Here is a 14122-nt window from a genome sequence, read left to right as displayed (position 1 = left end):
ATATGCTAAGGTAAGTGGATATTTTGCTTTCGCGAAAGCAAAACAACAACAACCCATCAACAAATTAACCAGTGATATGGTAGCCGCCGTCAACATGACGTATCTCGCCCGTGATGCGACTTTCTGGTCTAAAAAGGTGGACAATTTCAAACGCGAGATCTTCCGGACGCGCATTGCCCAGCGGACTCATACGGTTGGATGTTTCAACATCTTCTGGGCGCAAGGTTGCATTACCAGCCTTACTGCCCATGAAAGGTGAAAATCGCACGGCGTTGCAGCGCATCTGGTGTTTACGGCCCAGCTCATCGGCAAGTTCAACGGTGATACGTTCTAGTGCGGCTTTTGCGATGCTGATGTTTCGGTAAGGATGAAAAGTAACTTTTGCCGCAGCGATGTAACTTAAGGAACAGATCGACGCACCTTTTTGTAACACGTTTTTTTCTATAAGATGTCTGGTAACACTTATTAATGAATAAGCACTCACATCCATAGTATCGCAAAACTCCTGAAGCGTCACATCAATCAGTGGTTTTACCTCTTTCTTGCGTATGGTTTTGTCCATGGCAATAGCATGCAGGAAACCATCTAGTTTGATGTTTTTATCTGCCAATTCCTGTGCAAAGCTCTCAATATTTGCATCGATGGTAACGTCCAGTATGGCAGTATGACTATCGCCCAATTCTTTTTGAACTGATTGTTTGAAATCCTCATAGTTTTGGTTGAGAAAAGCTTTTGCTTTATCTGAGAGATCACTATGATGTTTACTGACGCCAAGACCCGTACAAACAACCTTGCCGCCATTCTTAATAATCTCGCGAGCCGTGTACATCGCCAACGAGTGCTCGTCTGCAATTCCTGTAATTAAATATGTTTTTCCTTCTAGCATGGTGGTTGGTTTTTAGTAATCAGTTGACAGTTTACGGTTGTCAGTTATCAGTTGTCAGTTAATAGTTGACAGTTTTTAGTAATCAGTAATCAGTAATCAGTAATCAGTAATCAGTAATCAGTAATCAGTAATCAGTAATCAGTTGACAGTTGACAGTTGACAGTTGACAGTTGACAGTTGACAGTTGACAGTTGTTCTCGTTATTCAGTAATTCGATATTCGATATTCGATATTCGATATTCGATAGGCATTATCATGTTTTCAAAGTTGATTCTTTGTTCAAAGTGTGTGACCGTTGTCTTTGAAAGACAGGTGATAACTTAGGTGCTATTTTCAATTTCTACATTATCACATCAACATATCACCAAATCACTGCATCACCAAATCATCAAATCATCAAATTATCTCATCACCACTTATATATCGCCGTGCCCCAAGTCCAGCCAGCACCTACCGCGGCAAAGAGCACATGCTGCCCTTTTTCAAAAAGGCCTTGTCGATGTACCTCATCCAGCATGATGGGAATCGTGCCACCGGAAGTGTTAGCGTATCGATCCATATTGGTATGCACTTTTTCCCATGGTAATCCAACGGTTTCAGCTACACTTTGCAGAATACGCACACTAGGTTGATGCGGTATCAAATGGTCGATTTGATCGATATGGAGATTGTTGAGTTTTAGTATTTTATTGATGGACTTAGGCACCACATCAACAGCCGTTTGATAAACCGCTGGGCCATCCATTTGAAAATACTGTAACCCTTGATCTAGGGTTTCAGTTGTGGTAGGCGTCAGCGAGCCACCAGCTGGAATATTCCAGCAATCTTTACCGCGACCATCTGTATGTAATAAGAAATCGATGAATCCTTTGTCTTCTGTAGTATGCGAAATCACCATCGCGCCAGCACCATCGCCAAAAAATACCGAGTCACGACGTTCCCAGTCGGTAATGTTAGAAAACGTGTCTGCACCTATCACCAGTACATTTTTATACATACCGGACTTGATAAATTGGACAGCGGTAGCAGTGGCAAAAACAGCACCACTACAAACTGCAGAAATATCAAAAGCCACTGCATTAAAAGCACCCAGTTTTTCTTGAACAAAACACGCGCAGGATGGAGCCAGTTTATCAGGTGTTGCGGTAGCTAGTATGATAAGGTCAATATCATCAACGCTAAGTTCTGCATTTTCTATCGCCTTTTTTCCTGCCTGGGTGGCAAGATCGCTGGTGGTCTCACCAGTAGAGATACGTCTTTCTTTAATTCCTAGATTTTTATAAATCCACGCATCGTTTGATCCTACGGATTCAAAAAAATCATTTTTCACTACATTTTCTGGAGCATAAGATCCAGTTCCTTTAATAAAGGCATTATTCATACATCACAAATTAAGCTGGCTAAAGTCGTGAAGATTGCCAGCATCGCAATTCGTTATGAATATTAATGATTCAAAACATCAAATTTTAAGATTTGACCTCTAAATCACTGCGAATTTCTCTAGGGAACGTGTGATTTAATAAGAATAACTCAATTAAGAATCAACAACATCCAATTTTGCAAAACGTAGTAATAATTTTTTCAAACCACCAACCTTGAAATTAATCTCTGCTTTTCTTTCGCCGCCAACGCCTTCAAGGTTGACAACCTCACCACGGCCAAAACGTGCGTGCTCCACAATCATTCCAGCTTCCAGTTTGCCTTCAAAACCTGGTTTTCTATTGGCGTTAGAATCTGCCGTAGAGACTGGTCTCATTTTACGCAATTTGCGTATTTGTTCTTCGCTAGGTTTGTTGACTGTAGGTGGCGTCCCATTCTTGGGCTTACTCTGACGCAGTTTTGATTTGTCTGGTTCGTCCCATAGATGATCGGTAAGCGCGCTTTTATAGCGGTAATCATCCATAGGCGTGGTGTACTCAAGATACTTCTCGTCAATCTCATTTATAAAACGGCTGGGTTCCGCATCCACTAATTTTCCCCAACGGTATCTACTTAATGTGTACGTTAAATACGCTTGATGTTCTGCACGTGTGAGAGCTACATAAAAGAGTCTGCGTTCTTCCTCCAATTCCTCACGAGTATTCATACTCATGGCACTAGGGAACAAGTCTTCTTCCAGCCCTACTATATATAGATACGGGAATTCCAGTCCTTTAGATAGGTGAATGGTCATAAGTGACACACGATCTTGATCACCTTTATCATTATCAAGATCTGTTGCGAGGGCGACATCTTCCAGGAATTCTGCCAATGAGCCTCGCGCTTCATCGACTTCTTTTTGTCCTTCTACAAAATCTCGCATACCATTGAGCAGTTCCTCGATGTTTTCTATGCGAGAGATACCTTCTTGGGTACCGTCTTTTTTAAGCTCAGTTAGTAATGCACTTTTCTTGATGACATACTCTGTGAGTTCGAATACATTTTGAGTTTCCTCAAGTGCTTGAAAACTCTTGATCATGGTGGCAAAGTTGCGCAGCTTGGTTTTGGTAGAGCCGTTGATATTTATGTCAACTCTATCAATATTTTCAATCACTTCAAAGATGCTGCGGTCGTATTGTTTGGCAGCAACGATCAGTTTATCCATAGTAGTGGCGCCTATACCTCGCGCTGGATAATTAATGACTCTTTTAAGTGCTTCTTCATCCTTAGGATTGACAATCAATCTCAAATAGGACAGCACATCCTTTACTTCTTTACGCTGGTAAAAACTTAATCCGCCATAAATACGATAAGGAATATCACGCTTGCGCAACGCGTCCTCCATCGCACGCGACTGTGCATTTGTGCGATACAGGATAGCAAACTTATCATTGGTGAGCTGGTGGTTCATCTTGTTTTCCCAGATACTGCTGGCAACATATCTACCTTCTTCTGCATCGCTCATGAGTCGATGCACCACGATTTTGGGACCATCTGTGTTAGACGTCCAGACTACTTTGTCAAGTTTAGTTTTGTTGTGCTCTATAATGGAATTTGCGGCTTCGACAATATTTTTGGTGGATCGATAATTCTGCTCAAGACGATAAGCCTGCACATTATCATAATCTCGCTGAAAATTGAGAATGTTATTGATGTTCGCACCTCGAAAAGCATATATAGACTGTGCATCGTCACCTACCACACAAATATTCTGAAACTTGTCTGATAGCGCCTTAACAATCAAATATTGCGAGTGATTAGTATCCTGATACTCATCCACCAGTATGTACTGGAATCGATGTTGGTATTTTGCTAGCACATCGGGAAATCTATTGATTAGCTCGTTGGTTTTAAGCAATAAATCATCAAAATCCATCGCGCCAGCCTTAAAACAACGCTCGACATATTCTCTATAGATCTCGCCAAAACGTGGTCTGCGAGCCATCTCGTCTGCCTCGATCAATTCTGGATTGGCGAAATAAGCGCGCACCGTGATCAGATTGTTCTTCATGCTGGAAATACGCGAAAATATTTGCTTGTATTTATACACATCCTTGTCCAGTCCCATTTCCTTAATAATCGCGCTGGTCAAACGTTGCGAGTCTTGAGAATCATAAATGGTGAAGTTCGATGGGTAGCCCAGCTTGTCTGCTTCCATGCGTAACAAACGAGCAAAAACCGAGTGAAAGGTTCCCATCCACAAATTCTTGGCTTCGCTTTGTCCCACGATATCTGCAATACGCTTTTTCATCTCACGTGCTGCCTTGTTAGTAAAGGTAAGTGCGAGGATATTGAACGGATCTACGCCTTGTTGCATCAAGTAGGCGATGCGCAACGTGAGAACCCTGGTTTTTCCAGAGCCTGCACCAGCAATTACAATCATGGGTCCTTCCTTTTGTAAAACGGGAAGTCGTTGAGCCTCATTAAGTTGGGATAAATAGTCTTGCAAATCGGGTGAAATTTATGGCGATGTACAAGATACGTTTTGGCTTTCGTTTCAACCAGCGTGCAGTGAGATTTTTATCCACGATGATTCTTGTTTTTTGTTAGTTCGATTCGGGTGATTATGCTTTCGCGAAAGCGTAATCAAAACAAGCCTTATTGCATCGATAGACGATTATGAAAAACCCACAGGCATATCGTACTTTTAGGCTCTATTAAAATTTAAATGGAATCTGTATTAGAGTTTTTGGGTAGTATCGCGTGGTATTGGTATCTGTTGTTTTTTATTGTTCTAGTAGCAATCCGAGATATTTTCCAGAAGAATCATATCATTCTGCGCAATTTTCCTGTGGTAGGTCATGCGCGTTACTGGCTGGAGAGCATTGGCCCAGAATTACGCCAATATATTGTAGCAAATAATCGCGAGGAATTACCATTTAATAGAATTGAGCGTGGTTGGATTTATGCAAGTGCCAAGGATGAGAATAACTACGAGGGCTTTGGAACTGATCGGGATATTTACTCGCACCAATACATTTTTATCAATAACGCCATGGTGCCTTTTAAGGTTGAGAAAGGAAGTCAGGTAGATAAAGAGCCAGATTTTGTTCCTTGTGCCAAGGTCATGGGCGCGGCCAAAAACAGAAAAAGACCATACCGTCCTGCCAGCATCATTAATATTAGTGCCATGAGTTACGGTAGTTTGAGCGCCAAGGCTATTGATGCGATGAATCATGGTGCCAAAAAAGTACATGCTTACCACAACACTGGTGAAGGTGGTTTGTCACCATACCATAAGCGCGGTGCAGATGTGGTTTTTCATTTTGGTACGGGTTACTTTGGCGTGCGAGATGACGATGGAAACTTTTCCATGGAAAAACTCAAGCAGCTAGTAAAAGATCATCCACAAGTGCGTGCGATTGAGGTAAAATTATCGCAAGGTGCCAAACCTGGAAAAGGTGGCGTACTGCCAGGTTCTAAAATAACCAAAGAAATTAGTGAGATACGCAATGTACCTATGGGTAAAGATGTGCTATCACCACCATCGCACACAGCTTTTGAAGGCATCGATGGTCTGGTTGAGTTTGTAGAAAGCATAGCGCAAGAAACAGGATTGCCCGTAGGAATTAAAGCGGCGATAGGCAAGCTAGAACAATGGGAAGAACTGGCAGATATCATGAAAGTGACAGGTAAAGGCCCGGATTTTATAACTATAGATGGTGGTGAAGGCGGCACTGGTGCGGCTCCACCTAGTTTTGCAGATCACGTCTCGCTACCATGGGTCTACGGTTTTTCCAGCTTATATCAAGTATTTCAAGCTAGAGATATGACTGATGATATTGTCTTTGTAGCTAGTGGTAAATTAGGTTTTCCTGCCAAAGCCGCGATGGCATTTTCTATGGGTGCCGATTGTATCAATGTAGCTCGCGAGGCGATGATTTCCATAGGCTGTATTCAGGCAAAGGCTTGTCATAATAATACCTGTCCTACTGGTGTTGCTACTCAAAACAAGTGGTTGCAGCGAGGAATCGTCGTTCCAGAAAAAGCAGATCGACTTGCTAGCTATTTTAAGAAATTCAATAAAGAAGTGTTGGAAATTACACATGCTGCCGGTTATGAGCATCCATGCCAATTTGATATGCGTGATGTAGATGTGAGTATAGGTGACAACAACATGACCCAAACGCTGGAATACACATACAAATATCAAAAATCACCTGTCGCTTTTCAAAGCATGCAGCATCTCAAGGATTGCGTGCATCTAGGTGGATCTAAATAATTTCAAATTTTGACAATCACTACAGCCCAATTACTCATTGCTATCGTTCCTGCTATCATTGTAGGCGTTGTAGCTTATTTCTTGATTTCGTCATTCTTAGGAAATGAAGAAAACCGTAGGAAATATCATATTCTCAAGGAAACAAAAGCGCAGGCTTTACCAACTAGACTTGCTGCCTATGAACGGCTTACTTTGTTTCTAGAACGCATCAAGCCAAACAGTCTGTTGGTGCGCACCTCGCCAGAAAATGTGAGTAAAGCTCAATATGAAAACATGCTCGTTGCTAGTATTGAACAGGAATACGATCATAACATCGCGCAACAGATTTATGTGACTGATGATTGCTGGAACGTGGTGCGAGCTGCAAAGAACTCAACCATTCAAAAAATAAGACAAATCGCCTTGAGTGATAAAACGCAAACCGCAGATGAGTTGCGCAATCTTATCATCAATGAATTTATGGACGGTCGTGTGCCTAGTGAAACCGCGCTGAGCGTGGTTCGTAAAGAAGTAATGGAGTTACTCTAGGTCTAGGACTTGTTCCAGTTTTGTTTTCGCTTTATCGTTCACCTGATCCATCGCAGCTTTTAGCGCAGCTGCGTGTTTAGGATCTTTTTGTAATTCTTTTATCAAATTGCGAGCATAAGTATAGTAACGCCAGTTATGATGCGCTGCCGAGTTCAGCAGATCAATATAATTACTTTCCGCAAAAAAGTCCAGAGCCTTTAGATAATCAAAAGCCGCCATTCTAGTTTCAATGCCAAAACTAGCAGCTGTAAATTGCTGCAGTCTAGTGGTAAAACTCAATTTTTCTTGATCGATAAAGCCATCGGTATTAATCGCTAATACCAGCCATGCCATCTCTAGCGATTCATTTGTGGTATCCCATGCAGACCATGCGGTACGCAGCATTTTCTCTTTGTTGATCGCCGCATTCCACAGCAGGTACATCGCGCTTTCTCGCGTCAGGTAGGATTTGTCCAATAGCAATTCGGCGACTAGGTTTTGATTATCAGGCGTGACTTCTCTGGTAGTAAGTGCGATCAACTGTCTAATTTCTGCATTATTGATAGACGCAGCAGTTGATTGTAGACTGTACTTGCGGTAATCGTCATGCAGATTAAGCTGTGCGATCATTTCCAATACCATTTCCTTGCTCACAGGATATTTCAGGGTTTCCTTATAACTATTGTAAGCATCTTCAAATGGTGAAATACGTCTAGCCAGTAACTGCAAGTACTCTTCCATAAATTTATCTGCGCGCAACAATCTCAAGGCTTCTTGTGATGGGAATTGCTCAGACAGTAGCCAGGTCTTCTTGTAATAGGAAAGATCCTTGCCAGAGTTTGCCGTCATAATATTGAGCAAATCATCTGTGCTCGCACTCTTGAAAGAGTACTCCTGTAAAAACTCCTTGATACTTTTCTTGAAAGCAGCATCACCAACCAATTCTCTCAAGGCGTGTGCTGCCCAGGCGCCATGCTGATAAAAAGTGAGTGAGCTAGCCTTGGGATCGAGTAGGGCAATGCTTTTTCCAGTTCTTGTTTGGTCTGCAAGAGCCTCAGCGTTTTCATAGAGCTTGACCATAAAATGCTGGTTGCCGTAAAGTTCTTTCTCTGCTAATAGTGCATAGTACGTTGCAAATCCTTCTTGCAGCCAGTGATGTTCACCTGATTGAGCAGTCACAAGATTTCCAAACCATTGATGTGACAGCTCGTGCGCATTGACATTTACATAGCTGCGATCTATCGCGCCAGCAGCGTCTTGGACAAACTGGTCGTCAAAAAAGGTAGTTCCAGTATTTTCCATACCAGCATATAAAAAATCCTTGACAGGTACTTGCTTGTAGTTTTGCCATGGGTAAGCAATCCCTATTTCCTTTTCAAGAAAATTAAATATCTCAACAGACTGCTGGTAGGTGGACCATAATTTAGATTTATCTTCTGGATAATAGTAAAATTGAAGTGGTGTGCCGCGTTCTGATTTTTTGGATTGCGATGCATAATCGCCTATGGCCAAAGCGAGCAGATAACTAGACATGGGTCTAGTCATGTCATAATTCCATGTCGTGGCATCTTGATCGCTGGTTTTGGATAGGAGTTTTCCATTGGCGATTGCCGTGAGACCGTTGGGTGCGATGACCGAAATATCCCAAATCATTTTCTCGTTCACATCATCAATACTTGGCATCCAGTTACTCGTGTATTTACCTTGACCTTGCGTCCACGCTTGGTCCCAATTTCCGTCAGCATCCTTGTCAATAAAGTATAGAGCCTGCGTTGGTGTCGCTGTGTAGTTGATAGTGATTTGGGCTGTTTTGCTTTCGCGAAAGCATGATACCACAACAATTTCTGCATCATTCTTACTGCTTGCAAGATCAGGATGTGTGCTAGACGTAACTTGAAAATCATCTAAGTTCCTTGCATCGATTTTGAGCGTATCAACATCTTCCAAAATCTGAATTTCAAACGAAACCGATCCCTTAATATACGTGATGCTTGTATCGACTTCAACCTGCGCGGTAGCAGTAATAAAATCTACCTTGGGCTGCTCGATTCCTTGAGCGTCTAGGATGGTGGAAAAAGAAAATAAAAGGGCAATAAAAAAATATCTCATGGACTGGCAAAATACAAAAGTCATACCTCTATTTGAGGATCCATGCATGTGACTGTTTTGTATGATCAAGGTTTAACCATGCGTTGATTGTTTGCAGGTACAATGCTACCTTTGAGTATAGATTGCGAGCATGCCTATCAACTTTCTTACCACGCCTATCGATTACCTAAATGGTGTAGGACCAGCTCGTGCAGATTTGTTGCGCAAGGAATTAGGCATCACAAACTACGGCGATCTAGCCAACTTTTTTCCCAATAGGTATGTGGATCGCACCAAGTTTCACAAAATAGGACAGCTCGTTCCTGAAGCAGCACAAGTTCAGGTAATAGGTAGATTAATTTCCATAGGAACGGCTGGCGCAGGAAAAGCCACACGACTCGTTGCTACTCTTGCAGATGACTCTGGTCGCATGGAACTCGTGTGGTTTAAAGGTCAGAAGTTCTTTAAAGACAGTTTAAAGACCAATGAGGTTTATGTAGTGTACGGCAAGGTTTCTCGCTACGGATCCATGTACAGCATCGCACATCCAGATATAGAACTGCTCAAGGAATTTAAGGGTAGGCAGCACACAGCCATGACGCCTATCTATCCATCGACTGAGCAATTGGTCAAACGTAAGTTGACCAATCAATACTTTGTACGATTGATGCGTCAATTATATTCCGAAATCAAAAGTGCGTTTTTTGAGACGCTACCTGACGATTTGATGCGTGACCAGCAGCTCATGAGCAAGAATGAGGCAATGCATCAGATACATTTCCCATCAAGTAATAAGGCGTTGCAGCAAGCCATGAAGCGCCTGAAGTTTGAAGAATTATTCTTTATTCAAATGGAATTGCTGTTGCAAAACAGAATCAGAAAAACCAAAATCAAAAGCTATGCATTTGAAACCGTAGGCGACCATTTTCATAATTTCTACAATTATAATTTGCCTTTTGAGCTTACGGGCGCCCAAAAACGCGTGGTAAAAGAAATAAGGGCAGACATGGCAAATGGATCGCACATGAACCGCTTGCTGCAAGGTGATGTAGGTTCTGGTAAAACCATTGTTGCAGTCTTAACTTGTTTGCTAGCTATTGATAATGGATTCCAAGCCTGCATCATGGCACCTACTGAGATTCTTGCCCAGCAACACTATGCTGGCGTTTCAGAATTATTAGCACCTACGGGTTTGAATGTCTCGTTGCTTACTGGATCTGTAAAGACAAAAGACAGACGAGTAATTCATGAAGAATTGGAAGATGGCAGTTTAAATATTTTAATAGGAACTCACGCGCTGATAGAAGATAAAGTCAAGTTTCAAAATTTAGGTGTGGCGATTGTTGATGAGCAGCATCGATTTGGCGTCGCTCAACGCGCAAAGCTGTGGAAGAAAAACGATTTTCCACCACATGTGTTGGTGATGACGGCAACACCTATACCGCGTACCTTGGCTATGAGTCTATACGGTGATCTCGATATATCTATCATTGACGAATTACCGCCAGGTCGCAAGGAGATACAAACCGTTCACAGGTATGATAAAGACCGACTGCGCGTATTCAAATTTATCAAGGATGAGATTGCTAAAGGCCGACAAGTCTATATCGTATATCCGTTAATTCAGGAATCTGAAACGCTAGATTATAAGGATTTGATGGATGGCTATGAAAGTATCGTGCGCGAGTTTCCTAATCCGCAGTATCAGGTGAGTATCGTTCATGGCCAGATGAAGCCCGATGACAAGGATTATGAGATGCAACGATTTGTTAAGGGTGAAACGCAGATCATGGTCGCTACAACGGTCATTGAAGTTGGTGTTAATGTGCCCAATGCCAGTGTAATGATTATCGAGAGCGCTGAGCGTTTTGGGCTATCACAACTGCACCAACTGCGCGGCAGAGTAGGACGCGGCGCAGACCAGAGTTACTGTATTTTAATGACTAGTCACAAGTTGAGTGCTGAGGCTAAAACCAGACTGGAAACCATGGTAAGAACGACAGATGGTTTTGAAATTGCTGAGGTGGACCTCAAACTACGAGGTCCAGGCGATATCATGGGAACCCGACAAAGCGGCGTGATGGAGCTGCGCATCGCAGATATTGTAAAGGATAACGAGTTACTAGCACAAGCAAGAAACGCAGCGATCAAATTTCTGAATGAAGATCCATCGATAGGACTAGACAAGCATCAATCTGTACGTCGCGTCATGAACCATTTGCAAAACAAGAAAGGTTTGTGGAAGTATATTAGTTGATGGTTTTCAGTAGGCAGATTGTAGTCTACTCATGCGCAACACCCTTTGTCTCGGTCAAACCGAGACATTTCCCTCAAGGGAAAACTTTTCAATCGTTATAAAAAAGTCTTCCCTTGAGGGAAGATCTAGATGGGTGTAGCTCGTTAATTTTAAAAAGCAATCATTCAAACATCAAACCTCCATCTTCTTCAATTCCTGATAATTTCTCTTCAAGCGTCTTAGTAGAATACCGTAAATCAAGCTGTAAAAACCATAAAGAACAGCACAGATAACGGTCAGTATCACAAACATAGAAACTATATATCCTATAACTAATGTTTGTTTGTGTTCAGCAAAATTCGGTTGATTCATCAATTTTGCAAACTCAAGGTCATTTGTTACAATCAATAAAGTAGCAATAACACCAAACAGCATGATGTAAATCAAATTGTACCAGATATACCATTTCATGGTTTTTCTAGTCTTCAAAATGTTCTTCATGAGACTGCGCGTGGGTTGGCTCGCTGAGATATTCTTATAATTTTTCCAGAATAAATAAATAAATATTCCAATAGCTACATAATGTAGTACATAGGAGCCATAAAACAAGAATTCGCCCATGATACTAATGCTCATCTCGGTAGACTCGCTATCAGAAAGCAAGATGTTCAATAAAACGAAAAATATAAATTCCCCAATGGCAATATAAAAAAGCCACTTGACGATACTGCTGGATTTGCTTGCCAGCAAGGGCGTCAACTGCTCTCTTGAGTAGGTAGGATAGTCAGTGGACTGCGCCTGCCATTTTGATTTAAGTATATCTAATTGATCCATGGGTTTTATGGATTTATGATTTTAGTTAGCTTGGTCTTGATCCTGTTCATCTTCACTCGTGCATTGACCTCACTTATTCCTAGGGTTTCCGCAATATCACGGTAATTTTTATCTTCCAGATATAGAAAAACCAGAGCTTTTTCTATATCATTTAATTGTTTGACGGCGCCGTATAACAAGGTCAATTGCTCCATGGTTTCATCATCTTCAGTCGTGTCTTCAATCTTGAATTCGACTGTGTCAAAGCGCTGCGTGTTTACACGACGCTTTGACTTGCGATACAGCGTGATGGCCGTATTCAGGGCAACACGATACATCCATGTAGAGAACTTTGAATCACCCCTAAATTTTGGGTAGGCTCTCCACAACTGGATCGTTACCTCTTGAAACAGGTCGTTATGGGCATCCTGATTATCCGTATAAAGCCTACAAATCTTGTGGACGATATTTTGATTAGTCTCTAGCTGTTCAACAAATTCTTTTTCAAGAGTTGTACTCACTTGGTTGGTTTGGTTACTGGTTAGTATTACTTGACTTTCAATTGTTACAAGGTTAAGAAAAGATTGTTAACCACTAGTCTCTATCAACGACCGTACAGTAATTTTATAAAAAAAGCCAGCATGCACATACCAGCCAGTGATTATCCCAGGATTGTAATAGTAGGTGGTGGTTTTGGTGGTGTTACGCTTTCGCGAAAGCTAACACAACACAAATATCAAGTAGTACTTATAGATAGGCACAATTATCACACTTTTCAACCACTGTTGTATCAGGTGGCGACCAGTGGTTTGGAGCCAGATTCCATCGCTTTCCCGTTGCGCAGTGTGCCAGACGAGAATGATCATTACATCTTCCGAATGGCAGAAGTTGAAGCCGTGGATCAAAAGTCAAACACCATAAGTACGAGCATAGGCGCGATTCACTACGATCATTTGATACTGGCAACAGGTACCAAAACCAATTTTTTTGGCAATGAAAAGATCGAGCGCAATGCGCTTTCCATGAAATCAGTACCAGAGTCGTTGGACATACGTAGTCTCATGTTGCAAAATCTTGAGAAAGCTACGATAACAGATAATGAGAAAGAGCAGCGCAAATTGATGCGCATCGTCATGAGCGGCGCTGGTCCTACTGGAGTAGAACTTTCGGGCGCCTTTGCAGAGTTCAAAAAAGGGATATTAAGCAGTGATTATCCAGATCTCAATCCAGACTGGATGGAAATCATTTTGCTCGATGGATCAGATCGAGTGCTGTCAAGCATGAGCGAGAAAGCCTCAAAAAAGGCAGAAAAATACCTCAAGGAATTGGGCGTCACTGTCATGCTGGACGAAATGGTCATCGATTATGAAGATGATGTGGTTAGTACCAAAAGCGGTAAAGAGATTGATACGGCAACATTTATATGGAGCGCAGGTGTTACTGGCAATGCGCCAGACGGTTTCAGTGATGATCAATTATCAGAAAAAGGCGGCAGATTGCTGGTAGATTTATTTAATAAAGTAAAAGGTACAGACAACGTGTATGCGGTAGGCGACATAGCTCTCATGAAGACTGATGATTATCCAGACGGCCATCCACAAGTCGCACAACCAGCGATACAGCAAGCACAAAATGTTGCTTCAAATTTTGCAAGAATTTCTAAAGGCAAAGAACCAAAACCATTCTCTTATTTTGATAAGGGCAGTATGGCAACCGTAGGACGCAATCGTGCAGTCGCAGATATAAAAGGGTTCACACTAGGCGGTTTCTGGGCCTGGTTTGCCTGGTTAGGCGTTCACTTGTACTTTCTAGTAGGCGTGCGCAATCGTATTGTCGTATTCCTCAACTGGATCTACAACTACTTCAACTTTGATCGTGCGGCGCGATTGATCATACGTCCCTATAAGAAGGAGACAACAGCACAAGCCGTGAGTGAAATTACAGACTGATT

Annotated in this window: 10 protein-coding genes; 4 read left to right on the top strand and 6 right to left on the bottom strand. The window is 42.0% G+C overall.

Features of this window, described 5'->3' with window-relative positions:
• Window positions 1–64: 64 nt before the first annotated feature.
• The 3 genes from EJ995_RS10920 to EJ995_RS10910 form a co-directional block, all read right to left on the bottom strand.
• Window positions 65–886, bottom strand: coding sequence for an SDR family oxidoreductase (locus EJ995_RS10920; protein WP_126448439.1), 822 nt, complete (start codon window positions 884–886; stop codon window positions 65–67).
• 409 nt (window positions 887–1295) lie between these two features.
• Window positions 1296–2267: a 3-oxoacyl-ACP synthase III family protein gene (locus tag EJ995_RS10915; RefSeq protein ID WP_126448438.1), complete on the bottom strand. Its 972-nt coding sequence runs from the start codon at window positions 2265–2267 to the stop codon at window positions 1296–1298.
• Between the two features lie 153 nt (window positions 2268–2420).
• Entirely contained in the window at window positions 2421–4754 is a 2334-nt protein-coding gene (locus tag EJ995_RS10910) for an ATP-dependent helicase (RefSeq protein ID WP_126448437.1), read from the bottom strand.
• A gap of 219 nt (window positions 4755–4973) precedes the next feature.
• On the opposite strand from EJ995_RS10910, the gene EJ995_RS10905 reads away from it, so the two are divergent.
• The gene (locus EJ995_RS10905; RefSeq protein WP_126448436.1) at window positions 4974–6527 is read left to right on the top strand and encodes an FMN-binding glutamate synthase family protein; all 1554 of its coding nucleotides are present in this window, start codon (window positions 4974–4976) and stop codon (window positions 6525–6527) included.
• 9 nt (window positions 6528–6536) lie between these two features.
• Window positions 6537–7055: a DUF7935 family protein gene (locus tag EJ995_RS10900; protein ID WP_241234636.1), complete on the top strand. Its 519-nt coding sequence runs from the start codon at window positions 6537–6539 to the stop codon at window positions 7053–7055.
• Here EJ995_RS10900 and EJ995_RS10895 read toward each other — a convergent pair.
• Window positions 7047–9143, bottom strand: coding sequence for a M1 family metallopeptidase (locus EJ995_RS10895; protein ID WP_164549907.1), 2097 nt, complete (start codon window positions 9141–9143; stop codon window positions 7047–7049). The genes EJ995_RS10900 and EJ995_RS10895 overlap by 9 nt on opposite strands.
• A gap of 130 nt (window positions 9144–9273) precedes the next feature.
• Here EJ995_RS10895 and recG point away from each other — a divergent pair, with 130 nt between their 5' ends.
• Entirely contained in the window at window positions 9274–11379 is a 2106-nt protein-coding gene (gene recG / locus EJ995_RS10890) for an ATP-dependent DNA helicase RecG (RefSeq protein WP_126448433.1), read from the top strand.
• 171 nt (window positions 11380–11550) lie between these two features.
• Here the strand turns inward: recG and EJ995_RS10885 are convergent, their stop codons facing one another.
• Both EJ995_RS10885 and EJ995_RS10880 read right to left on the bottom strand, forming a co-directional pair.
• Entirely contained in the window at window positions 11551–12192 is a 642-nt protein-coding gene (locus tag EJ995_RS10885) for a hypothetical protein (protein ID WP_126448431.1), read from the bottom strand.
• A 5-nt stretch (window positions 12193–12197) separates the two neighbouring features.
• Complete coding sequence (locus tag EJ995_RS10880; protein ID WP_126448429.1) at window positions 12198–12692, bottom strand: RNA polymerase sigma factor; 495 nt, start codon at window positions 12690–12692, stop codon at window positions 12198–12200.
• A 120-nt stretch (window positions 12693–12812) separates the two neighbouring features.
• Between EJ995_RS10880 and EJ995_RS10875 the strand changes: the two genes are divergently transcribed.
• Window positions 12813–14120 (top strand): NAD(P)/FAD-dependent oxidoreductase, encoded by a 1308-nt coding sequence (locus EJ995_RS10875; protein ID WP_126448427.1) that lies wholly within the window; start codon window positions 12813–12815, stop codon window positions 14118–14120.
• Window positions 14121–14122: the final 2 nt, after the last annotated feature.

Origin of the sequence: Nonlabens ponticola, assembly GCF_003966335.1 — a bacterium.
Classification (GTDB): Bacteria; Bacteroidota; Bacteroidia; order Flavobacteriales; family Flavobacteriaceae; genus Nonlabens; species Nonlabens ponticola.
This window is presented reverse-complemented; position numbering and strand designations above follow the sequence as displayed.

Excerpts from the sequence above, each read along its gene's own strand:
- EJ995_RS10920 (WP_126448439.1), bottom strand. The coding sequence starts at position 886 with ATGCTAGAAGGAAAAACATATTTAATTACAGGAATTGCAGACGAGCAC.
- EJ995_RS10915 (WP_126448438.1), bottom strand. The coding sequence starts at position 2,267 with ATGAATAATGCCTTTATTAAAGGAACTGGATCTTATGCTCCAGAAAAT.
- EJ995_RS10905 (WP_126448436.1), top strand. The coding sequence starts at position 4,974 with ATGGAATCTGTATTAGAGTTTTTGGGTAGTATCGCGTGGTATTGGTAT.
- EJ995_RS10895 (WP_164549907.1), bottom strand. The coding sequence starts at position 9,143 with ATGAGATATTTTTTTATTGCCCTTTTATTTTCTTTTTCCACCATCCTA.
- recG (WP_126448433.1), top strand. The coding sequence starts at position 9,274 with ATGCCTATCAACTTTCTTACCACGCCTATCGATTACCTAAATGGTGTA.
- EJ995_RS10885 (WP_126448431.1), bottom strand. The coding sequence starts at position 12,192 with ATGGATCAATTAGATATACTTAAATCAAAATGGCAGGCGCAGTCCACT.
- EJ995_RS10875 (WP_126448427.1), top strand. The coding sequence starts at position 12,813 with ATGCACATACCAGCCAGTGATTATCCCAGGATTGTAATAGTAGGTGGT.